At 51.4% G+C, this 23,659-nt stretch carries 9 protein-coding genes; 8 read left to right on the forward strand and 1 reads right to left on the reverse strand.

What is annotated here, in order from left to right; all coding sequences use genetic code 11:
* Window positions 1–52: 52 nt before the first annotated feature.
* The gene (locus CRO74_RS20590; RefSeq protein WP_097128401.1) at window positions 53–2,245 is read right to left on the reverse strand and encodes a TonB-dependent receptor; all 2,193 of its coding nucleotides are present in this window, start codon (window positions 2,243–2,245) and stop codon (window positions 53–55) included.
* Window positions 2,246–2,381: 136 nt separating this feature from the next.
* Here CRO74_RS20590 and CRO74_RS20595 point away from each other — a divergent pair, with 136 nt between their 5' ends.
* From CRO74_RS20595 to CRO74_RS20630, 8 genes are all read left to right on the forward strand, one after another.
* Window positions 2,382–2,984, forward strand: a complete 603-nt coding sequence (locus tag CRO74_RS20595) for a GNAT family N-acetyltransferase (RefSeq protein ID WP_394341896.1) — start codon at window positions 2,382–2,384, stop codon at window positions 2,982–2,984.
* Window positions 2,985–3,120: 136 nt separating this feature from the next.
* Complete coding sequence (cmk, locus tag CRO74_RS20600) at window positions 3,121–3,819, forward strand: (d)CMP kinase (RefSeq protein WP_097128718.1); 699 nt, start codon at window positions 3,121–3,123, stop codon at window positions 3,817–3,819.
* Window positions 3,819–4,883 (forward strand): NAD(P)/FAD-dependent oxidoreductase, encoded by a 1,065-nt coding sequence (locus CRO74_RS20605; protein ID WP_097128403.1) that lies wholly within the window; start codon window positions 3,819–3,821, stop codon window positions 4,881–4,883. Before cmk ends, CRO74_RS20605 begins: the two co-directional genes overlap by 1 nt.
* Window positions 4,884–4,995: 112 nt before the next feature.
* Entirely contained in the window at window positions 4,996–8,259 is a 3,264-nt protein-coding gene (locus CRO74_RS20610; RefSeq protein WP_097128405.1) for a hypothetical protein, read from the forward strand.
* Between the two features lie 920 nt (window positions 8,260–9,179).
* On the forward strand, window positions 9,180–18,824 hold the full coding sequence (locus tag CRO74_RS20615; RefSeq protein ID WP_245877924.1) for an SdrD B-like domain-containing protein: 9,645 nt from the start codon (window positions 9,180–9,182) through the stop codon (window positions 18,822–18,824).
* Between the two features lie 5 nt (window positions 18,825–18,829).
* Entirely contained in the window at window positions 18,830–19,804 is a 975-nt protein-coding gene (locus CRO74_RS20620; RefSeq protein WP_097128409.1) for a PorP/SprF family type IX secretion system membrane protein, read from the forward strand.
* Between the two features lie 314 nt (window positions 19,805–20,118).
* Window positions 20,119–22,491: a carboxypeptidase regulatory-like domain-containing protein gene (locus CRO74_RS20625; RefSeq protein ID WP_097128410.1), complete on the forward strand. Its 2,373-nt coding sequence runs from the start codon at window positions 20,119–20,121 to the stop codon at window positions 22,489–22,491.
* Between the two features lie 155 nt (window positions 22,492–22,646).
* Entirely contained in the window at window positions 22,647–23,564 is a 918-nt protein-coding gene (locus tag CRO74_RS20630; RefSeq protein ID WP_245877925.1) for a PorP/SprF family type IX secretion system membrane protein, read from the forward strand.
* Window positions 23,565–23,659: the final 95 nt, after the last annotated feature.

Raw genomic sequence — 23,659 nt, forward strand, 5'->3', positions numbered from 1 at the left:
TTGGCCATTTTTATAGTTTTTAAAGGGCCAAGCCGGAGCTTGGCCCAGACATTTATAATTCATTGACATTGACTTTCGCTTTCTTCGAGAGCATGATCATACCGCCAACAAAGAAACTTCGGTACGACTGCGGCCCAACGGCATAACGGGTCTTGTTATCGGATGTGTAGCGGTAGGTGTACACATTCCGGGTATCCAAGATATTGTCTACGGAGGCATAAAGGACCACCAGATTCTTCTTGATTCGGGTAATGTGGCTGGCCGAGAAACTGAGGTTGTTGACAACCGGGGTGCGGTCGGCCAGGAAGCCCTTGTCGCCCTCGTCAATTCGGTTGGGGTTGTAGTAGGGGCGACCGCTGCTGAGGGTGTACGTCAGGGCCAGATTGGTGCTGATCTTCTCAAAATACCGTTTTGTAATCAGGCTGACGTTATGATTCGAGATGAACGTTGGCGTGGCAGCTATCCTAAATTGCTGAAACAGGCGTTTGGTGTCTACGTAGCTGTACGTAATCCAGTAGTCGAGGCCTTTCACCGTTTTCTGATCGCGCCAGAACACATCGAAACCCTGTGCGTAGCCATTGCCGCTGTTGTCGGTGCGGCCCCACGGAAAACGATACGGATTGGCATCATACTGGGTCGGCATTCCCGGTTGCCCGGTAAACTCCCGTACCAGTTGTGCGTAGTTTTTGTAGAAGGTTTCGACCCGGAAAGTGCGTTTGTTTTTGATAATCTGGTAGTTCAGGATCAGGTGGTCGGCCCGTTCAAAATCCAGCGACGTATTCAGGTAGAGATAGCGGTAATCGGGTGTCTGGTAAAACTGACCGTAGGCCAGCGAAATCTGGCTGTACAGGCCGGTTTTATAGGCCATCGACACGCGGGGAGCCAGGTTGAACCGGTTTATGACGGATGAATATTCAGCCCGCAGACCAAGCTGCACCGCCAGATTTCGGCCCAGATACGTTTGCGATTCGACGAATAGCGCCCCGTAATTATCATGTAGCCAGTAATTAATCCCCTGAACTGCATTCTTTAGCGTAATGGCGTGCGCTTCAGTCCCGAACAGAATTGAGTTATTGCTGGGTAACAACCGGGTCAGCACAACCCGACCCTGTAGCTGTTCGCTGGAACGGCCAAAATCAACACCACTGTAGGTGGTAGCATCGGTATCGTAGCTGTACGACAGCCCCGAGTGGAGCAGCCATCGGCCATCGGCCCAGCTATCTGTATAGGTGCTGGTTGTGAAAAAATTGCGGTTATGCTGTTGCAGAGCTGTTTTGCCTGCCTCATTGGATGGGTCGATGAAATTCATACCGAGATTACTGTCCGAATACATGCCGTAGAATTTAAGCAGCCCGGTTTTTGACGGTTGCAGCCGGTACGTCAGCGATGAACCGGCAAATTCGGGCACGTGTGTCCAGTCGACAGTCTGGTGTACCAGCGCGAACAGGGGTTTCAGATTGCCATAATATCCGGTGGCCGAGATAGAGGATTTCTCCGTGGCGTGGTCGTAACTGATGCCTGCATTGGCCAGATTCAGACTCAGACTTACGCCCTCGGTTTGCGTTTTATCGGTCGTGTTGAGCAGCAGGACGGACGAAAGCGCCTGTCCGTATTGTGCCGAGTAGCCCCCCGTGCTAAACGAAGTGCCCTTGAACATAAACGGCTGGAACCGTCCCCGCGACTGTACATCGGGCATCGAGCTGAAATACGGATTTTGCACGATCATGCCGTCGATCACTACCTTGGCTTCTTCGCCCGAGCCACCCCGCACGAACAGGCCCGTTTGTTCCCCCACCCGTTGTGTACCGGGCAGCAGATTCATGGCGGCCGTAATATCAGCGTTGGCACCGGCCGTTGTCACAATATCCATCGGTTTCAGCATGGTCATGCGTTTCTCGTCGGAGGCTTCAAACGACCCGGCGGTAATAACAACCGTGTTTAACTCATTGGCCGACTCGGTGAGCTGGATCGTGAATGGGGCTGTTGTGTTGGTATTTATTCTTTTGACGTACGAGTCATAGCCAATGTAAGAAACCAATAAGGTAGCGGTATCCTTTCGGGCTGTTGTAAACCGAAAAGTGCCCGTACTGTCCGTATTGGCTCCATCGTAGGTACCCCGCAGAAACACATTGGCACCCGGTAAGGCATGACCTTTGGCGTCGGTAATACGGCCGGAAAGGGTTATTTGTGCGGATGCAGTCATCTCTAAAAGCAGATAGGCACTGAGGAAGTAGAGGAGTTTCATGATGATCCGGCGATTCAGTTGCTGCGTGGATGAGTCAAAACTACTATGTCCAATAGCCTGTGGCTTGTTTTTTCCGACGAATGCCGCTGATGCGAGTATGAAATAGGAGAGGAGCGGGATAAATTTGGGTTAACATTTGGAATCATACGTTGTTAGTGACGTAATTACCTATCTGCTTCTATTGACCTTGACTACCACGTTGATTACGTTTCCGCTTTCTGTTGGCCAATTGCGCCCCTGGCGTGATGGCGATGAGGATTCGTTGGTTTACCATGCCAGTAACCGCCGTATCTGGAACAATGTCCGCGACTTTTTTCCCTATCCTTACACACCCAGGGATGCCCATGCGTGGGTGCGTTCCAATAAGTCATACCATCAACCGAATAACCTGGCTGTTGAGATTGATGGTCAGGCCGTTGGCAATATCGGGTTCACGGTAAAAGATGATATTTACCGGTACAATGCCGAGGTTGGCTACTGGCTCAGCGAATCGTATTGGGGACGGGGCATAATGACCGAAGCCCTGCCGATCATGACGAACTACATCTTCCAGAATTTTCAGGTGAACCGCATTTTTGCCTGTGTACTGGAGGGCAATGTAGGATCGATGCGCGTACTCGAATCGGCTGGATATCAGCATGAGGCTATTCATCGAAAAGCGGCTGTTAAAAACAACCAGTACTTAGACGAGCATATTTTTTCCATGCTTCGGACAGAGCATAAAGAGCTAACGCGTTAATTTAGTGTATGTTAGGTACTTAGTTTAGTAGGAGCCAAAAATGACCGATCCAGATCCGGTAGAAACTTACAAGACTATAGGTCATCTTTGTGATTATTTTGTCAAAACAAGTGCCGCTTCGGCGGGACAACTTTTCATGCCGAAGATAGTTATCGCAATTGACGGTTATTCCAGCTGTGGGAAGAGTACAACCGCAAAGGAAGTAGCTGCCCGAATGGGGTATGGGTATATTGATACGGGGGCTATGTACCGGGCCGTTAGTCTGTTTTTTATTCGGGAGCATGTTTCGCTCTCCAATACGAAAGAAGTTACGGCTGCGCTGGAAAAAATCCATATCACCTTCAATCACAACAACCGCACGGGTAAGAACGAAACCTGCCTCAACGGCCTGAACGTGGAGGAGGAGATTCGTAAAATGTACATCTCCAACATCGTAAGTGAAGTAAGTGCCATTCCGGAAGTGCGTTGGGCTATGGTAGCCCAGCAGCAGAAAATGGGCCGTCGGCGGGGTGTCGTTATGGATGGCCGGGATATTGGCACGAAGGTATTTCCGGATGCGGAAGTGAAAGTATTCATGACGGCCGATACACAAACCCGAGCCCAGCGCCGACAGCAGGAACTCCTCGCCAAAGGCGAACTGGTCAATCTGGAAGATATTATCAAAAACCTCGAAAAGCGCGATCTCATTGACACTACCCGTTCCGAAAGCCCGCTGGTGCAGGCACCGGACGCCGAGTTACTCGATACTTCGCATATGACCATCGAAGAACAGGTCGATTGGGTTATCGAACGAGCCGACCGTCGGCTGGCCGAACTTCATCGGAATAAAGTATAATGACTATAGATTACCTGATAGTAGGGCAGGGGGTTGCGGGGTCTGTACTGGCCTGGACACTGGACCAGCGTGGGTGCTCCGTACTGCTGACCAACGACCCTGCACGCCCGTCGGCATCGGCGGTAGCGGCTGGGCTGGTTAATCCGCTCACCGGTCGCAAACTGGTACGTACCTGGAAGGCCGATGAGCTATTCCCGTTTCTGCATAAATTTTATACAGACATTGAGCAACAGCTTGGCGTGCAGTTCTTTCATCCCAAAAATATATACCGTCCTTTTCGCTCCGTTGCCGAGCAAACCGACTATCTGACCCTGACAAATGAGCCGGAAATTAGTCAGTACGTCTCTAAAATCACTGACAATCAATCGTATAGTTCATATATTGAAAATTCCTTTGGTGGCCTGGAGGTAACGCAAGCCGGGTGGCTGGATTTAACTGAGTTTGTTAGAATCATTAAGGGTTATTTTGTTAGAAAAAATCAATACTTTGAGTTGCCTGTCGAAATTAAGGATTTGACTATCAGTAACTCAGGCGTTGAGTGGCAGGGGGTTAAAATCAATAAAGTGATATTCTGTGACGGTGTTCAGGCGCGCGAGAATCCATTATTTGACTGGCTTCCGTACAATCCCGTGAAAGGACAGATTCTGACGGCCCTCGTCGATGATTATCCTATTAAGAATATAGTTAATCAAGGTGTGTTCATTCTGCCGGTTCGAAACGGCCTTATCCGAATCGGGGCAACCTACAGCTGGCATGACCTCGACTGGCAAACAACGGAGGATGGTCGTGCATTTTTAGAATCGAAGGTGGCCGCTGTCTTGAAAGTACCTTACCAGATTGTGGCCCAACACGCGGGTATTCGCCCGTCAACCAAAGATCGGCGACCGTTTATTGGCCTGCATCCGGCACAGCCAGCGGTGGGCATATTTGGGGGTATGGGAACGAAGGGCGTGTCACTGGCTCCGTATCTGGCCGAAGAATTTGCCCGCTACCTCTTAGATGGTGAAGATTTGCCTCCGGAAGCGAATATTAGCCGATGCATTTCGTTATATCATGGCAGTTGATTAGTTTTCCGAATAAGGTTTTTAACTTGAAACAATAGGGCGAAAACCAGAGTACTGGTTTTACCGTAAACGTTGAATAAGAAACCGTTAGTCAGCGTCTTTAATACCCGTTATGCGAAATCAATACATACTGATGTTAGGCTTGTGGCTGGCCGGATTGAGCGTGGCTACGGCACAGAACTATCCGTCGCTGGAGCGATTTGGGAAAAACCGTATTCAGTACCGGAGTTTCGACTGGAAAATTATTCGAACATCCAACTTCGAAATCTACTACTATCAGGATGGTACCCAGATCGCCAACCTGACGGCGCAGTATGCCGAATCAGAATTTGACCGAATCACGGAGTTACTTGGCTATACACCCTACAACCGGGTCAAAATATTCCTGTTCAACTCCCCCGAAGAAATGGCCCAGAGCAACATCGGCCTACAGGGAGGGCTAAGCAGTCGGGAACAGAACCTCTCCAAATCCCGCGTTGAATTAGCCTTTACCGGCGATCAGATCAGTTTTCGGCAGCAGATCATCCGCGATATTGCCATGTTGTTCGTGTATGATATGCTGTATGGCGGTAGCTTGAAAGACGCTTTGCAGAGTTCATTATTGTTGACATTACCCGACTGGTTCATGCCCGGCATTGCGTCGTACATTGCCCAGGGAAACAGCCTTGAACTGGACGATTACATGCGCGATGTGTCCCTGAACCGGCCGGTTAAAAAGCCGTCGCTGCTGTCCGGAGCGGATGCCGAGCGGGTTGGTCACTCCATCTGGAACTACATCGTTCAGCGATACGGACGCGACAATATCTCCAATATCCTGAACCTGACCCGCATTATCCGAAACGAGCAGAATAGTATTTCGAGTACCCTGGGCGTTCCGTATAGCCGTTTCCTGCGCGAATGGCGGGAGTACTACGCGGGTATGGCTAATGCCGTAGCGCAGTCGTACCGGGCGGGTCCCGACGACTTCCAGCTTAAAGTTGGTTCGGCAGATGACAAGTCTTTATTGATCAGTCTCAAACTGAGTCCCGATAAGCAATACATTGCCTATTCGCTCTTGCGGGATGGGAAGTTCAGCGTAGAAGTTATTAATACCGCCAACCGGAAAAGGCATACTGTACTAACGGGCGGCTACCGGCTGGATGGGCAAATAAACCGAACCAGTACCCCCTTGCTGGCGTGGCAGAAGGATAACAACCTGCTTGTGGTGACTGATGAGTTGGGTAAAACCAATCTGTATCAGTACAGTGATTTCGAAAAACGCCCCAAGCGCCAGTTCAAGCGGCAAGTAAACGGATTGTCGCAGGTAGTGTGGATGAATGCATCGGAAGATGGCGGTAGTTTGATCATGAGTGCCGACCGAAAAGGCCAGAATGATCTGTTCCTGTACAGCATCAACCGGGGTTCTTATCAGCAGTTGACCAACGATCTATACGACGATTTATACCCTTCTTTTGTGGGACGTACCGCCCGGCAGGTTGTCTTTAGCTCTAATCGCCGACAGGACACACTTGGCGTCGACAAAGGCTCTTACCGAACCATTCGTGACCAGTTAAGCCTGTTTTCCCACGAAGGCAGCGCCCGCGATCTGTCGCTGGTTCGGCTGACGGATTCGCTGGGTCAGGCGACGCAGCCAATTCCAGCCGGTGAAACGACCGTTTATTTCCTGAATGACGCCAATGGCATTCGAAATCTATACCGACTCGAAACGGAAACAAAGCAGGTTAGCCAGTTAACAGCTTTTCCCGAGAGTATTCGGTTGTATGACCTCAAGCCCGGTAACGGCGGATTCGCTTACAGCAGCCTTAAAAATGGTGACGAGTATATAGGATTCCGTTCGCAGTTGAACCTGTCGCAAACAGCACAGACTCCTCCTACTCAGCGGAGTGTGGCCATTAGCCGGGCAAATCCAGCAAATACGCTCCGGCCTGCTCAGCCCAAAACGGATACGACTACGCAGGTAAGCCGAAGTTCTGCCGACTCAAGTACGGCGGGCCGCACAACACCCGGAGCATTGTCTTATACTCCCAAACTGGCGCTGGAACCGGGTGAAGTAGACACGGATAATTACCAGTTTGATCCAGAGGTAGTCAAAGCGGCTGAGTTTCGGCAGCGCCGTTCGGTTGTGGGTGTGTCGCCTGGGTTAACCACGGCTCCTCCCCGAAACCGACGCCGGGAGAACATCACCATTCGTGGTCCTTTCGATTACAAAGCAACGTTTGGTGTAAATGAAGCCCCGTCTAACTGGCGCGTTGATCCAATTAAAGGATTTGGCTATGCGCAGGAAGTAACCCTGACCGACTTGCTGGAGAACCACGTACTGCGCGCGGGTGGGTTTATCAGCCTGACCAATACACTACGCAACAGCGATTTATTTGCCGAATACACGAACCTGACTCATCTTATCGACTTCGGAGCACGGGTCGACCGGCAGACCCTCTTTGTAGATGGAGCGGGGATTCTTCAGAAATACCGGTACAACCGGGTTGCCCTGTCGGCGTCTTATCCCATTTCGGTTAACAGCCGGTTCACTGTATCACCGTTTTACGCGATCACCCGATTAATTGATCTCTCTTCCTTTGCCGAACCGGACCGTGTATCGGATTATGCCGGCTTGCGGGGTGAGTTTGTCTTCGATAATACGAATGTGAATGGCATGAACATGGTAGTGGGCACCAAGGCCAAACTTCGGTTCGAAGAATACGCTGGCCTGCGGAGTTCGTCGGAAGGCTTCCGGCGACTCTCTCTCGATTTGCGCCATTACCAGCGACTGCACCGGGACTTAATTCTGGCCACCCGTTTTGCCTTTAGCCAGTCGGGTGGGTCTGCACCGAAGAAGAGTACGCTGGGTGGTATGGAGAACTGGATTGGCGGGCAAAAAGAACCGATTTCGTCAAACCCGCTACTTGTTCCAAATGCTACACAAAACGAGATTCCGTACGATTATCGGGACGTTTTCTTCCTTGATTTTGCGGCTCCTTTGCGTGGGTTTAATCAGGGAAAACTAACGGGAAACAGTTATATGCTGTTCAACGCTGAACTCCGGTTGCCGCTGGTTCGCTATTTATACCGGGGAAACATAACGTCTAATTTCCTGCGGAATTTACAACTGGTAGCGTTTACGGATATTGGCACAGCCTGGACCGGAAGCGGGCCTTTCAGTCAGCAAAACAGTCTCAATACGGAGGTTGTTGGCGGAGGGAATATCCCCTTTAGAGCAACAGTTACGAACTTTAAAAATCCGTTCCTGATCGGATACGGAGCCGGTATTCGAACAATGATTTTCGGCTACTTTGTGAAGTTCGATTATGGCTGGGGTCTCGAAGATAAGTCGGTGGGCAAGCCTATACCTTACCTAACGCTCGGCTACGATTTCTAAGCAATCCTTATCTATGCGTTTCCATATAGCCGCTCCTGGAGGAGCGGCTATTTTTTTGTCTGATGTGTAGGTAAACCCCGTACAGCTCCCTCGTTTGCAATAGGCCGTTGGTGTCTGCTCCCGGCCAGCAAAACAGCTAATCTATTTTCCCTAACTACCGCAGTATCTTTTGCTGTAGCCTGTATAAGGCCCACACTGGGTTATTTGTCCCTCCTTAGTTCAGGTGAGTTACCAAATAAGTAAACCAAATATGGTTACTTCAGACACACTTGGCATAGTTTTCGCTAACCCCCTACCGCCAGATTTATCATCCATCTATCAATAATACCGGCTGGGCAAACCATAATAGCTTCATTACATCGGCTAAGGCCTGTATGTGTAAGTTGCTTATAGTGAAATGGTTATCTCTGTGTGCCGTCCGTCCTCAACAGGGGAAGGTGTGGTTTGGCATAGTTTTAGTTGAATTATAAGGAAGCAAAAGAGCCATTGACGAATGGAATAGGTGACCCGTGACTAATCATGGGTCTGCTGGTCTGAGTTACTATACTCTTCTGCTTCGTTTCGCTACTACTAAACCGTCCCAAACCGAGTTGCAGATGGAAGAAATATCTACACGACACACCCACCTTTCAGAGGCCGTGGCTGGCAGCCAGGCTAAGGCGTATAGCCTTACCGGACGGTTCATTAGTTTCCTCCTGAAACTCTATTACGGGCTCTTCATGCCTGTTCAAAAGGTTGCACGCTCATTAATGGGCCATTCGTTGCCGACACTCAAATCGGCGAATTCGTCAGTTACCCAACGACTTGTCGAGGGCTTTGCCGGGTCTGTTGGCGAACCACCTGATGTGGGCGGTTCGAGCCCCCCTGGTTTTCGAGACCAACACTTACAAAAAGCCTCTAATTATTTTGCACAACATCCAATGAATGAGCAAATTATACTATTAAAGTCGTTTGGCGAAGAGTTCCCGCATCCGGTATCAGACTCGGGTGGTGGGCCATCACCAGCAAAGCCAGCGGGGGTCAGCAGCTTTAGTGAGCTACTGTCCTCCTTTGTTAGCTATGCCCATGGCTCACCTGTTCTGAAGGGTGCCTGTTCTGTGTTAACCCTGCTGTGGTTGTGGCTGGCCATTGCGCCTGCACACGCACAGGCTCCTGCAAAAATCAATTTGCAGTTACACAAAACGATCAGCAATCAAAGTCCGGCCATCGGGGATATCGTTACGTATACAGTCGTGGTATCGAACGCACCCGGCTCCGCCACGGCGACCAATGTGTTGGTCAAAGACGAATTGCCGATTGGGGGCGTAACGTATGTACCCAACTCCGCTACTACGCTTCGGGGTAGTGCAACCTTTAATTCTGTCGTGTCGGCTACGGTTGTTACGGGGCTTTGGAACATCGCGTCCATTGCACCGGGCGACTCCGCTGTGATGATCCTAAAAGCGACGGTCAACGAACGGGGCGTTTGGTTCAATACGGCTGAAGTTGCAGGAGCGGGCCAGACCGATACAAACTCAATTCCTAATAACCAAAGTCCAACAGAAGACGATTTCGACGCTGTCTGTTTTTCGGTTCCTATCTTTTGGTATGTAGGTGATGAATATACGGTAACGATTCCAACGGGGTATGATGAGATCGTATGGTACCGGAATGATACGGCAATTGTGCCAACTGCCGTGTCGACCTTATTAGCTGAAGTCAATAGCGACCAGTCCCTGACGATCAAAAGTCCGGGTGTGTATCGGTTTGTAACCTACCGTACCGGATGTCCGGCCACAAACTGTTGCGATATTCAGGTGATACCCGGGCCTTATGGTAGTTTGGGCGATTACGTGTTTGCTGACGCCAACAAAAATGGTGCTCAGGACGTAGGCGAAACCGGCATAGACGGTGTTAAAGTTTATTTATATGACCAGCTTGGCACAACCAGGCTAGACTCGACCGTTACCACTGGTGGCGGTAAATACCTGTTTGATAGCCTAACGGACGGAAGTTACGTTGTCCGTTTTATGGCCCCCAGCGGGTATGAGTCGACAACGGCAAATGCTGTAGGTATATCGGATGCACTGGACAGCGATGCCGGTGCCAATGGATTTACAGGTGTCTATACGATTGACACGAGCCAGCCAACCTCCAGCACGGCCCGCAATAATCCGACAGTTGATGCCGGTTATTTTATGCCCACCGCTTCGTTGGGTGACTTTGTCTTTGAGGATACCAACAAAGACGGTATTCAGCAGCCGGGCGAACCGGGTATACCGGGTGTAGTGGTAACCTTATATGTTAACGGAGTCTCTTCGCTAACAACACTGACCAATTCCAGTGGCTTATACTCCTTCACGGGCTTAACACCGGGAAGTAGCCTGAGTTACTCGGTTGGCTTCACAGCTCCTTCCGGATTTACCGCAACACTGGCTAATCAGGGATCAGACGGGACTAAAGATTCTGATATAGATCCGATCACGGGTCGTACCCAGTCAGTAACCCTGGCCGCCGGTGAAACGAATACAACGCTCGATGCTGGTTTCTTACCAACATGCCCGGTCAACTTTAGCTTGGTTGTATCGAATGATGCGACGATCTGTAACGGTGATAAAGCTGTATTAACCGCATCAACACCGTTCTCATACGTACGTTGGTATCTGACACCTTATGGCGGAACGGCATTTGATACGCTAAGTATATCCAAGCAATCATTGATAGTAAGCCCAACGACGACGACGGTTTATTACGCAGAGGCTGTCACGCAGGATGGTAGTTGCGTAAGCGTTCGCAAGCCGGTCGTTATAACGGTCACTACTGTTCCAACACCCATTGCGCTGGGCAATATTAAGAACAGTTGCCCATCGACAACGGTTGATCTGACCAAGATCGCCATTGAAAACAGCACCACTGGCCTTGTATACGAATGGTACACGAGCATGAATCGTTCGATTGCTACGCGGGTAACCAACCTGACCGCAGTTGGCGCAGGTAAACTTTATCTGTTCGCTAAGTCGGGCGCATGCTATAGCAATCCAACTGTATTAACGGTCGAAATTACCAATTGCGCCTGTCAGGAGGTCGCTGGTGTAAATGTTGGCCAGGGGGTTGCGGTTTGCTCCGGTGATGCGGTTCCGCTCAAAGCGGTACTCTCCGGCTCGGCAACCAGCGTCGTCTGGACAACGAGTGGTACGGGTACGTTTAGTAGCCCAACCAGCCTGTCGACAACCTATATGCCATCTGTGGCCGACATCACCACGGGTAATGTCGTACTCACGGCAACGACCAACGACCCTGATGGGCCGGGTGGTGTATGTCAGACAGCTTCCAGCTCACTGATTGCGCAAATTAATAAGCGGCCGGAGGCACCTGTCAACGTTGCTGTTGAAGACGCATTGGTTTGCCAGGGAAGCAGCACGAAGCTGGTTGCCTTAGCGCCAGGAAGTAAAATCAACTGGTACGACCAGGATAATAAGCTGATCGGGACAACCGAGAGTGGTGAGAAACTCGTCGTTACGCCCACAAAGGCAGGTGCCCTCATTTACATGGCCGAAGCCTTATCAAGCGCCGGTTGTGTTAGCCCACGTACCTCATTGACGGTTACGGTAGGTCCCTGCCTGGCCGATCTGGGTGTGGTAAAAGAAGTAGTAACGCCCGGTACGTATAGTGTTGGTCAGAAAATCACTTACGCCATCACCGTAACGAACAACGGTCCGGTAACGGCCAACAGTGTGAAGGTAACGGACATGCTGCCTGCAACGCTGACGTTTGTTGGTGCTACACCGGTTGGTCAGTATAATGCGGCAACGGGTATCTGGACCATTGGCACGATGGCCTCCAAAGCCAACCGTAGTCTGTTGGTAGAAGCTACCATCAATGCTGCGGGTTCAATTACGAACACGGCCATTGTGAGCAGCCCGGACAATGATCCGAAGTATACGAAAAACGACACCTCGTCGGTAACGATTCCGGTTGTTCCCTGCTCTGTTAAGCCACCAACGCTGGCCTGTGCAATCACCGAAATTTGCAAAGGTGGAACAACGACCCTGACCGCTAGAGGATGCGAAGGTGGTTCGGTGCTGTGGTCGAACGGGAAAACAGGCGATTTGATTTTTGTAGCACCGAGCGTGACAACAACCTATACCGCAAGTTGTGTGGTTGGAGCGTGTACCAGTGCTGTCTCGAATGCCATTACGGTAACCGTTGTTGAGCCGCAGGTGCCAGTCATTACCGCCAGTGCGGATAATGTTTGCCCAGGTACATCTGTAACGCTGACCGCATCGGGTTGCGTGGGTGGAACGATTGTCTGGTCGGATAAAGCACAGACCGGAACATCAATCGTGGTTACGCCTTACGGCAAAACGACTTACACCGCTCAGTGTGTGATCGGTAGCTGCCCAAGTAACCCGGCGACGAAAACGATCAATATCACAACGGATCTGCCAACACCAACCATTGTATGCAGTACAACGGTTGTTTGCCCAGGCGAGACCGTAACCTTAACGGTTGAGAATTGCGTCGGTACACCTTACTGGAGCAACACGACCGCTACAACGGGTAGCATCATTGTAACGCCAACCATTGGCAACAACAGCTACTCTGTTTATTGCAAAACGGATGGTGGCTGCGTAAGCAAGACATCGGCTGTGTATACAATTAACGTTGTGGCTCCAACGGTGCCAACCGTAACCGCCAGCACCGATACCGTCTGCGTAAAAGGCGCGGTTACCTTAACGGCGACCAACTGTAATGGAACCGTTAAGTGGAATGTCGCCAATCAGACGGGTCCGAGCATTGTCGTGAACCCGACAGCGAACATCAGTTATTTCGCCTGGTGTGAGTCGCGGACTTGCCAGAGCAAGCCATCGAATACGGTTAACATCACCGTTATCACGCCAACAGCTCCGATTGTCTCGGTAAGCAGCACGACGCTCTGTAGTGGTAATAAGCTAACCCTGACGGCCAAAGGCTGCACAGGTACGGTGAAGTGGTACGGTATGGATGGCGTTGCGAAAATCGGTGCCAGCATCGACATCTTCCCAACGGCTACGGCTACGTACTATGCTACCTGCCAGGTTGGGTCAACCTGTGAGAGCGAAGCATCGAACAAAGTTCGTGTAACGGTGAGTACCTCAACGACTCCGGCTCCGGTCATTGCAGCCTCGTCCTTGTCTATCTGTAGCGGTGGCCTCGTGTCACTAACCGCTACCGGTTGCCTGGGTGGTACGGTGAAATGGTCTGATGGTCAGACCGGCCCGGTAGCTCAGGTAACGGTAACACCAAGCAACCGTGAATTCTACGCACTGTGTATGCCAACATCGGCCAGTGCTTGCGGATCGGGTAAGTCGAACGTTATTACGATCAACGTAACACCACTGCCAAAACCAACGGTAACCTGCTCGACGGATACAATCTGTCGGGGCGAGACGGTAACGCTGACGGTCAATAACTGTCTGGGTACGCCACGCTGGAGCAGCACAACGGCTACAACCGGTAGCATCGTTGTTTCACCAACGGTCACAACGTCTTACTCGGTCTTCTGTTCAAACGGAACCTGCACCAGTGAGACTTCGAACCAGTATACCATTACGGTTATTCCGGCAGCTATACCAACCATTACGGCATCGGCAACGGCCGTTGCTCCTGGTGGAACGGTGACGTTAACGGCCAGTGGCTGTAACGGCGAAGTGATCTGGTCGGCTAATGACATCAACGGAAATAACAAAGGCGCCGTGATTGTGGTGCGGCCGGAAGGCACACAGACCTACTACGCACAGTGTAAATTCCATACCTGTCTGAGCGACCCATCGGTAACGGTTGTGATCAACCCAGGCAATTGCGTAGTGAAAGCTGGAACACTGGTTGCTACAAACGGCATTGTTTGTGGCGGAACAAGCACAACGGTAACGGTATCCGCTTCGCCCAATGGCGGACTGGTACAACCGGCTGGCTACTCGGTTCTGTATGTGTTGACGAAAGGAGCCCAGAAGGTTATCCAGCAAACCAGCGCAACGCCACAGTTCAGCGTATCGTCTGACGCGGGTGAGTACACCATCCATACACTGGTTTACAATGCCAATGCTGGAGACAAGAATTACCTCGACCTGTCGGTGGTGAAACCAGGCATTACAACGGCGGCTGAAGTGCTGTTGCTGATTGGCAACAAGTGCGCTGCGCTCGATGTAGCCGGTGCCCCTGTGAAGGTTAAGGTGATAGAGCCTCCTGTCTTATCGACAACAGCATCGGCAACCGTTTGCTATGGCAGTACGGTAACCTTCACCGCCAGCGGTTGCGAGGGTGGAGTCGTTACCTGGTCTGACGGATCGATTGGAAAAACCATCCAGAAGACAGCTTACAGCACGCTATGGCTGATGGCCACCTGCACGATTGACGGTTGCACCAGCAAATCGTCGAAAGACCTCGATGTGGAAGTTGCAACCCCGGCCATTCCGATTATTGTCAGCAATGCACCCGCTGTTTGTGTTAGCGAAACGGTTTCATTGACAGCAACGGGTTGTGTAGGTGGTACATACGTCTGGTCGGACAACAAAACGGTTGGCAGTACGCTGACCATTACCCCGACGGCCGATGTAAGCTACCGTGTGCGTTGTAAAGTAGGCGATTGCCTCGGCGACTGGTCTGCTTACACAACCATCAAAGTGGGTACCCCAGCGGCACCGACCATTTCGGTCGCCGGGTCTACCAGCAACGTAACGACCTGCTTCGGTACGCCGGTAACCCTAGTTGCTGAAGGCTGTGGTCCGAATAGCTACGTGACCTGGTCGAATAATCAGGTGGGCTCGTCGATCACGGTATCGCTCGCTGCTTCAGCCATCTTTACGGCACAGTGCAGCAACTCGAACCAGTGTAAGAGCGTACCATCGAACACCATTGCGGTAACGGTACTGCCGAAAGTAACGCAGCCGGTTGTCGTCGACAAGACGAACGCCTGTCCGTTCAAAACGGTCGATCTGGCTACAGCGGTAACCAGTAAGGCTACCACAACGGGTGGTTTGTTCGAATACTATACCAACGCATCATTGAGCAGCGATGCCAAAGTGGTTAACCCTGCGGCTGTTGGTACCGGTACGTACTACGTCGTTGAGCGAACAACTGCCGGTTGTGTAAGCCTGCCAGTTGCGGTTCATGTTCAGATCAATACCTGTGAGGAGCCTAAGCCCTGCGACACGCAGAATCCGGCAACGGCAAATGCAGGTGTCGATGCGAGTATCTGTGCAGCGAAGACCTATCAACTGAGTGGCGTTATGGGTGGTGCGGGTAAAACCGCCCACTGGACCACCAGTGGTAGTGGTTCGTTCAACAATTCGTACGCGCTCAACGCCATCTATACGGCCAGCGCTGAGGACATCCTGTCGGGTAAGGTAACCCTGACCCTGACAGTACGTACAGATAATGCGAACTGCCCGGTGGCTACGGACAATATGCTGCTGACAATTGACGGCATCAAATCTGTTCCGGTGGTAACGTTAGCCGGTGCTGCCAACCTGTGCTATGGCGACTCTGTAACCCTGAAGGCACCCGCCGGTGCCGCAGGATACAGGTGGAGCAACAACGCAACGACGCAGACGATTGTGGTGAAAACCAGCGGATCGTATAATGTTCAGTTGTTTGACGCCAAAGGTTGTAGCTCCGTTAAATCGGACAATGTGGTCGTGAAAGTGGCTGAGCCGGTTATGCCACCCCTGGTGACTGACCTGCGCAATACCTGTCCGTCGAAAATTGTCGATCTGACAACAGCACTAGCGGCCCCGAAACCAGGGAATTCCTACGTGTATCGCATTTGCGAGTGTGTCACATCCAATATCGTGGTTCGTCCGGATTCTGTGTGCGAAGGCACGTACTGGATTGTTGAGAAAGGTCCGACCGGTTGCCTGAGCGCACCAGCCAAAGTGGTTGTTAACGTCTTCAACTGTGCTACCGATACCGTAGGGACGGACGTAAGCATTGCGAAAACGGCCAGCACCGCTTTTGTACAGAACGGTGCTCCGGTGGTGTACACCCTCAAAGTGACCAACAATGGTACACGTACGGCGAAGAACATTCATGTTCGCGACGTATTACCAAAAGGGCTGGAGTTGTTACCTGCATCGGCAGCTAACTATACCGTGTCGAATGGTGTGCTCAGCAAACGGATTGACAGCCTGAGAGCGGGTCAGTCTACGGATATTGTCTTCCGTGCACGCATCACGGTGAAAGGTAAGGAAGTGGTGAACAAAGCCGAGATTACCTATCTCGATAACCAGGACCCCAATCTGGCCAACAACAGCTCAAGCGTAACGGTGAAAGATACATCGTCGCACAGGGCAAGTCTGGTGGGTCTGGCGAAAGCGGTACTCGGACAGCCACTGGCCGTTGGTGATTCACTCATCAAGGTCTCGTATAGCTTCGTTGTGACGAACTTTGGCGACGATACCCTGCGTAACGTAGTCGTAAACGATGATCTGGCCAGCGTTTTCGCCCCAAATCAGGTGACGTCAGCTAAAGTAACCTTGCTGAACACGGGCTCTACGCTTATTGCTGACCCAACCTTCACGGGTCAGGGTACCAACAAAAAGATGACCAGTTCGACGAGTTATCTGCTGGCGGGTGCTTCGCAGTCGTTCAAACTCGATCTTACGGTAAAACGTACCACTGGTGATACTACCAAGGTATTCCGTAACACGGCTGATGTAACGGCACTGAACAGTGTAACCGCTGTCTCTGACCGCTCCACAAGCGGTGGCGATGCTGACCCGGACAATGACGGAAACCCGGCGAACAACTCGGTAGTATCCAGCTTTACCCTGAACGCGGGTCAGCCTAAAGGCGCAAGTCTTGGTCTGGCACTGGCGGTAATCAAGGTGCAGCAGCAGCCGGACAGTTCGTACAACGTAACCTACAAGGCAACGCTCAAAAACTTCGGTGATGTAGCGCTGAAAGGGATTGTCCTGACGGATAGTCTGATTCGTACGTTCTCCGCACCGGTTTCGTACAGTGTAGTTGGAGCTCCCGTCGTGGGCGCAGGCAGTACGCTGGTTGCTAACGCAGGCTTCAACGGAAACAGTCAGCCAACTATTCTGACAAAGGCCAGCCAACTGGGTGTGGGTGTTCAGGATACCGTACTGATTACGGTGAATGTGAAGACCAACGGTAACTACGGGCCTTTCTATTCCAGCGCAACGGTGGTTGGCCACACGCCCGATTCGAGTCAGGTTGTTAAAGACATCTCGAATAGCGGATTCAACCCGGCACCAGCTGGTTCGGCAGCGACAACGGTTCGCTTCGATCTGCCGAAAGGCCTGATTGGTGTGGCTAAGTCGGTAGGTACACCGGTGCTGGTTTCGACCGGCGTGTATGACATTCCGTACACCATCACGGTAAGTAACCTGGGTAGCGTTCCACTGAAGAAAGTACAGGTAGTCGATAACCTCTCGCAGACCTTCGGCCACGGTGCGCTGATTGTCAGCAACCAGGTTTCTGTTACGAGCACAGGTACAGTGGTTGTCAATCCAGCCTATACTGGGCAGGGATTGGTTACGAAAATGCTGGTTGATTCCGTAAGTACGCTGGCCGTAGGCGCGAAGAGTCATCTAAGCTTTACCGTTCGGGTCGATGTGCGTAATGCCGACTCGCTGACGTTCTTCAACAGAGCGGATGCTTCCGCCCTTACACCCGCTAACGAGGTGGTACAGGATATGTCGACAGCCGGTACAAACGATGACCCGGACAATGACCTTGATCCGCGCAACAACAGCCAGCCAACGCCAATTGCGCTGAATGGTTCATCGACCACATCGTATATTGGTTTAGCAATGGCCGTACGCGATACCGCTCAACAGACGGATGGCAGTGTCAATGTTACGTATCAGATTGTTGTGAGGAACTACGGTCCGGATGTGCTGAAGAACGTGAGCATTACAGACTCGCTGTCTAATGTCTTCAATGCGAAGACGGGAGCCACCTACAAAGTTGTTAAGCCTGCCTTTACAACCTCTACCGGTAGCGCATTGAAAGTCAACCTGAACTTCAATGGTGGTTCGGACCCCGTTCTGGTTCTGGGCGACAGCACCAGTGTGCTGGCCGTCGGGAAAACCGATACACTGCTGCTGGTCGTCAACGTTGTAAGCAACGGCACAACAACGACCTTCCTGAATACGGCATATGCCACGGCTACGGCTAAAACAGGTACGGTAAGCGATGTGTCGACGAGCGGGTTGAATCCTGACCTCAATGGTAACGGTAACCCAACTGACTCGAACGAGCGCGAAGCAACTCCGCTGAATCTGCGGCCCGTATTCCAATCACTCTTCATACCGGAAGGCTTCTCGCCAAACGGTGACGGAATCAACGACCTGTTCGTGATTCGGGGTGTGGCCGGTCTAACGGTTAGCCTGGAAGTGTACAACCGCTGGGGCCATCTGGTCTACAAGAGTGACGATTATCACAATGATTGGGATGGTAAGCCGAACGCCGGTATTGCCCTCAACTCGGATGCGAATGGCGTGCCCGATGGAACGTACTACTACGTAATCAATACCAGCGACGGACGCAAGTTTGTACGATACATGACGATTAACCGCTAATACCGATGTCAAACAAGTTTTCAACCAAACAGTGGGCATTTGGGCTGCTACTGATCCTCGGGATCAGTAGCGGCCAGGTCCGGGCGCAGCAGGACAAAATGTTCTCGCAGTACATGTTTAACATGACAGCCATCAACCCGGCCTATGCCGGTAGCCGGGATGTGCTGAGCATGTCGGCCCTCTACCGCAACCAGTGGACGGGTTTGCCGGGTGCTCCGCAAACGGCGACGTTTACGGCCGATATGCCCCTCAATAGTGAGCGCGTAGGCGTTGGCTTGCAACTCTACGGCGACAAAGTGGGTGTTATTCAGGAAACCGGTGCCTTTGCTTCCTATGCTTTCCGCATAAAAGTGGGAACCAAGAGCACACTGGCACTGGGCTTACAGGCGGGGGCGTCGAGTTATCAGGCAAATCTTACAGATGTAAGAACATCGCTCGATAACCAGATCGACCCGGCTTTTGCCACGAACATCTCGAAGATGCTGCCCAACTTCGGTACAGGCATTTACCTGAGCAACGACCGGTCGTACCTGAGTATATCGGTACCCCGCCTGATCAAAAACAAGTTGAGCGAGTACAACGTAGGCGACTATCGGTCAGTACAGGCCCGTCACGCGTATCTGGCGGCTGGCTTTGTGGTGGGTATCAGCCCGGTTGTGAAGATGAAGCCGTCGTTCTTGGCAAAGTATGCCGAAGGTGCCCCGCTGGGCTTTGATGCCAACATCAACTTCTGGTTTGCCGATCGAATCGCGCTTGGTGCTTCCATCCGCCGGAATCAATTTTCGACCTGGACGAAGTACACTACCGACGCTGTTGTTGGCCTGCTGGAAGTGCAGCTGACGGACCAGTTCCGGTTTGGCTACGCCTATGATCGTACAATGAGCAACCTGCAAAGTGTAGCGCCAAGTTCGCACGAGATCATGATCCGGTACGAACTCGGCTTTGGTAAAAACCGCATCCTGACACCACGTTATTTTTAATCGGGAGAATAAGCAATTAAGTAAATCTCGACCGTCTGCGATTGCGGTCCGGTGAGTTTAATAAATGTACTTAGATACTTAGTCGGTTAGTGGTGTAGTCGGGCAACAAAATGGTGGGACAGGGAGGATGTCGAAGGACAACTTTCCTGTCCCACCATTTTCTGTTTCAGCGCTTCATAATCAACCGGTTTGTCAAATTTTTGCCGCGCGAAAACACCATTTTCGGCGCAGTATTTGCTAATCAAGAAAGTAGGCTCCCGTTCACTGGACGGTGACATGCCGTTTCGTTTTTGTGGCCCCAACATTTCTACTGTATGACACGTATTTTTTCTATTCTTATACTCGCCTGGGTACTCGTGGGCCCGTTGGTGGCGCAGTCACTTAGCAAAAAAGCTGACCGCCAGTTCGATCAGCTGGCCTATACCAGTGCTATTGAGTTATATGAACAGGCACTTGCCAAACCCGGAACCCTGTCGGAGGCAGAACTAAGAGATGCCAAAGCTAAATTAGGCTACAGCTATCAGCAGACGCGCGACATGCTCAATGCAGAGCGGGTGTATCGTGACCTGACCAGCACGGGCACACTTCCTCCCGATTACGCAAAGTGTTATCTGTTCTACGCCCAGACACTGGCCAGCAATGGCAAATACCGGGAGGCTCAGGAAGCCTACGATAAATACGGCAGCATACAGGCAAGTGATAAGCGAAGTGCTGCCTTCTCCGATCTCTATCGGGATGTGAGTGCCCTCACCCGGAACGCCGGTAGCTATAAGGTTGAGTTTCTGACCATGAATACCCGTAATGCCGAATTTAGCCCGATGATCTATAAAGACGGGTTGGTATTTGTATCGTCGGGCAACGCCGGTAGCAGCACAAAGCGGGTGTTCAAATGGAACAACACGCCATTCCTTGATTTGTATTATCTGCCGGATCTGAAAACGATACAGGCGTCTAAATCATCGAGTATTGGTGGTAGCTCCCCGGCGGCCAAACGAGTACGCACCCGACTTATCCGGCCGCTCGGTAATGATGACTATACGGCACCAACGGCCAATGATTCCCGTACCGTTGGTTTTTTTGGAGGCAATAACATCAGTATGGGCTATGAAGATCAGCCCATCAGCGAATCGGATCGGTTTAGCCGAACACTCAATACGAAATACCACGAAGGGCCTGCCACGTTTACCAAAGATGGGTCGATGGTGATCTTCACCCGCAATAATTTCAATGAAGGACACTACCGCGAGAGTGCCGATGGTGTAAACAAACTAAAGCTGTATGCCGCTACCCAAACAAATGGTATCTGGAGTGATGCGGAAGAGCTGCCGTTTAACAGCGACGAATTTTCGACGGGACACCCGGCCTTATCCAAAGATGATAAGCTGTTGTACTTCTCGTCTGACCGGCCCGGCGGCCTGGGTGGTACCGATATTTATGTGTCAAAATGGATAAATGGAAAGTGGGGAGAACCGATTAACCTGGGTAAAGAAGTGAACTCCAAGGGCAATGAATTATTTCCTTTTGTGGATGAGAAAGGCAATATCTACTTCTCGTCCGACGGACGTGCCGGGTTGGGTGGACTGGATATTTTCTACGCACAACTAACGGCAGATGGACAGCAGGGTAAAGTTATCCGTAACCTGGGCGAGCCGATCAATTCGCCCAAAGACGATTTTGGCATCGTAACCGATGGCGAGCGGAACAGCGGCTACTTCAGCAGCAATCGCAAAAACGGCGGGGCAGATGATGACGTGTACCGCTTTACTCGCGAAGGGTCGCTTTACCCTTGCCGCGAGCTGACCGTCAGCGTGGTGGACGCCAAATCGAAAGAACCCCTGGCCAATACGTTCATTGCTATGGATAGCCCCGGTAACAATAAGCAGAAGGAACTGAAAACGGATGCCGATGGTCTGGTGCGCGTATGCCTGGATGTTGACAGTGACTTTAAATTTCTGGCCACCCGCGAAGGCTATATCGACAATAAAGTTGGGTTTTCCACCCAGGATCTTTCCGACGATCACCCAACTCGTCTGGAAATATTACTCGACAAGCCGGAGCCTGCCAAACGGCCGGCGTCTACCCTGCGTGGGCGTGTAACAACCCAGGCGGGTAAATTACCTATGGCGGGCGTCAATGTCGTGCTGGCGAACAGCTGCGACAGCACCAAACAACAAACAACGACCGATGCGGATGGGAACTATACGTTTACTGTGCAGCCAGGATGTGAGTACTCGATCGAAGCCATGAAAGAGAATATGGGTACCCTGGGAGGTCGCATTTCCAAAGAGGGCGTTGGCACAACGGAGCTAACGATGTTTAAGAAAGGAGACATCATCCAAATTGATAATATCTATTACGATCTCAACAAAGCGACTATACGCCCCGATGCGGCCGTTGAACTCGATAAAGTGGTTGAACTACTTACCAAATACCCGGCAATGACCATCGAAATGCGGTCACACACCGATAGTCGGGCTACGGCCGTGTACAATAAAACACTGTCCGGCAATCGGGCAAAGTCGGCGGTGGCGTATCTGACATCGAAGGGAATTGCCATGAAACGAATGCTGGCCAAAGGGTACGGCGAGAGTCAGTTGCTCAATAAATGTAAAGACGGCGTTAACTGCCCCGAAGAAGATCATCAGCAGAACCGCCGGACAGAGATCAAAATCCTGAAACTGAAGTAGTATTTTCGGCCGGGAGGGCCAGAGAAAGGGAGCTGTTTCTGCCAGACAGAGCATCTTGCGTTAAAACGCCACATGTCCTGTAACTAAACGGGATGTCTGGCGTTTTAGATTTTTAGCCTAACGCTGTTAATATGATGTTTACCTTTACGGTACCTATGCGTTTTACTTTATCCCATTCTTTTGTTTTTCTGCTGATTGGTAGTTCACTGCTACTGACGGGGCATCGGGCTCAGGCTCAGAAAGAAGTGCTTTATTCTCAGTATTTGCAGAATCCGCTGAGCATAAATCCAGCCTATGCAGGTAGCCGGGAGTCCTTCAATCTAACCGCTTTTCTCCGGCGAAAATGGATCAGCGTACGGTACGCACCGGTAACGCAGAGCGTCTCGGCCGATGGGGCCATTGCCAACGGGCGTGTCGGGCTGGGCTTTCAGGCCTTGAATGACCGGATGGGACTCTTTGCCACAACGGGCGTTTACGGGAGCGTTGCTTACCGCTTCAACCTACCGGCGCTGGCTAAGTTATCCATTGGTGTGCAGGGCGGAGTCAACGTAGTACCGATCTTCGATATAACAACGGCCGCCAGTATAAACCGCGCCGTTGCCAGTGTGGGTGTTGGTGTGTACTACCAGTCCGACCGGTTTTTTGCCGGTGTTTCGGCTCCCGAACTCAGCGGCCAGCTAACCGATATAACGGGGCGGTACGTATACAAGAGTATCCGGCCGGTTATGATCCAGGCGGGAGTTCCAATTGAGGTAGACGAAGGCACCGTGCTGATCCCGTCCGTACTCATCTCCAAAATAGCAGATCGCCCGTTGGGGGTAGATATTAACCTGCGGGCCTGGTTTAACGAAGAAATTGGACTCGGTCTGTCGTATCGGCAAAACAGTCCTGGACTTATCCAGACAAACTACGTACAGGCATTTGCCGAATATCAGCTCACCAAAGCCATTCGGCTCGGTTATACGTTTTATTCGCAAACCCCCGAGAGCCCCAATGCCATGCAGTTTGACCAGAAAAGCGTACACGAAATTATGCTTCGCTTCTCACCAAATTCCTTGAAGTTTACCTATTAATTCAGGGCTGGAAACAGTTGTGAATGTAAACTGAAAATAATTAATAACTTAGTCCCTAAGAAACGTAACTCAACGCCAGTTTGAAATCGTACGAC

Source organism: Spirosoma fluviale (assembly GCF_900230225.1).
In the GTDB taxonomy this organism is placed as follows: Bacteria; Bacteroidota; Bacteroidia; order Cytophagales; family Spirosomataceae; genus Spirosoma; species Spirosoma fluviale.

What these genes read in the sequence shown, in the direction of transcription:
- CRO74_RS20590 (WP_097128401.1), bottom strand. Translation starts at nt 2,245, where the DNA reads ATGAAACTCCTCTACTTCCTCAGTGCCTATCTGCTTTTAGAGATGACT.
- cmk (WP_097128718.1), top strand. Translation starts at nt 3,121, where the DNA reads ATGCCGAAGATAGTTATCGCAATTGACGGTTATTCCAGCTGTGGGAAG.
- CRO74_RS20605 (WP_097128403.1), top strand. Translation starts at nt 3,819, where the DNA reads ATGACTATAGATTACCTGATAGTAGGGCAGGGGGTTGCGGGGTCTGTA.
- CRO74_RS20610 (WP_097128405.1), top strand. Translation starts at nt 4,996, where the DNA reads ATGCGAAATCAATACATACTGATGTTAGGCTTGTGGCTGGCCGGATTG.
- CRO74_RS20615 (WP_245877924.1), top strand. Translation starts at nt 9,180, where the DNA reads ATGAATGAGCAAATTATACTATTAAAGTCGTTTGGCGAAGAGTTCCCG.
- CRO74_RS20620 (WP_097128409.1), top strand. Translation starts at nt 18,830, where the DNA reads ATGTCAAACAAGTTTTCAACCAAACAGTGGGCATTTGGGCTGCTACTG.
- CRO74_RS20625 (WP_097128410.1), top strand. Translation starts at nt 20,119, where the DNA reads ATGACACGTATTTTTTCTATTCTTATACTCGCCTGGGTACTCGTGGGC.
- CRO74_RS20630 (WP_245877925.1), top strand. Translation starts at nt 22,647, where the DNA reads ATGCGTTTTACTTTATCCCATTCTTTTGTTTTTCTGCTGATTGGTAGT.